The following is a 1,087-nucleotide window of genomic DNA, read 5'->3' on the forward strand; positions in this document are numbered from 1 at the left end:
GTCCTGCGGGGCCCGTCGCACGGTTGACCGGTCGTGCCCGGACGGACGGCCCCGGCGGGCCGCGGGGCGGGTCGGTCCGCGAGCTCGAAGCGCCCGGCGATCTGCTCGATGAGCGGCAGGTGCTCGTCCGGGCCCAGGCGGAGCTGCGGCACCTGCTCTACTGATGACGCCTGTTCACCCGGACGGCCCAGGGGTCGACGGGCGTTCCCCCGAAGGAGTCGCACGGACGGCACGCACGATCCGCCGTGTCCGCTATGTCCGCCGGTGGTAACGATCCGGTGACAGCGGTGCACAGTGCGTGGAGGGATGGACAATTGGATGCGCTAATCTGACTAGCCGCCAGCGGATCTGACGTCTCATCAGTCACATTTCTGATCGGACATGAATGGACCCGGCGCATGTGCACCGCAATTCGACCTCTTAGGGACGTGACGTGCATGGCTGACCCCACCGGCTCCGCGGGTTCCACCGGTTCCACCCCCGAGACGATCGAGATCGAGCTCGGCGACGGCACGACCGTCTACGCCGCCGTCCGCGACGACCGGGCCGGACGCGACTACGGCGACGCCGGGGCCGTCTCCGCCGCGGTCCGGCACACCTTCGACCAGGTGCGCGAGACCGTCCAGGCCGTCGGCCAGTGGGCCAAGGACACCGCGGTGAAATGCGGAGACCCGTCCTCGTTCGAGGTCGAGTTCGGGGTGACGCTCTCCGTCCAGTCCGGACGGCTGATCGGTGTGCTGGCCGAGGCGGGCGGCGAGGCGAGCCTGAACGTCCGGCTCACCTGGGACCGGTCCGCGCCCGGCGCCGCCGCCCCCGGCAGCGCCGCCGGCACCGCCGCCACCGCGTAGGGCGGGCCGCGTGGTCCTGAGAGCCGGTGGCCCGCACGACCCCGCCGTCTGGCTCGCCGACGGCACCACGACCTTCCTGGGCAGCGGGTTCTTCGTCGCCCCCGGGCTCGTCGTGACCTGTGCCCACGTCGTCCACGCCGTCCACGCCGGTCAGGGCCGCCGGCCGATCACGGTGCACGGGGTGCTCGGCGCGGAGGAGGTCCTCTCCGCCGAACTCTGGCCCCCGGACCGGCCCGCCG

The 1,087-nt window shown here is 72.5% G+C and carries 2 protein-coding genes; both read left to right on the plus strand.

All coding sequences use genetic code 11. The features are described 5' to 3' along the window. Window positions 1–437: 437 nt before the first annotated feature. Window positions 438–848 carry a CU044_2847 family protein gene (locus AB0O00_RS41065; RefSeq protein WP_363659751.1) on the plus strand — a complete coding sequence of 137 codons (411 nt, stop codon included), beginning with the start codon at window positions 438–440 and terminating at the stop codon, window positions 846–848. A gap of 10 nt (window positions 849–858) precedes the next feature. Next, window positions 859–1,087 (plus strand): hypothetical protein (locus tag AB0O00_RS41070; RefSeq protein WP_363659752.1); only part of this gene is annotated, 229 nt, incomplete at its 3' end.

This window comes from Kitasatospora sp. NPDC093558 (genome assembly GCF_040683475.1).
In the GTDB taxonomy this organism is placed as follows: Bacteria; Actinomycetota; Actinomycetes; order Streptomycetales; family Streptomycetaceae; genus Kitasatospora.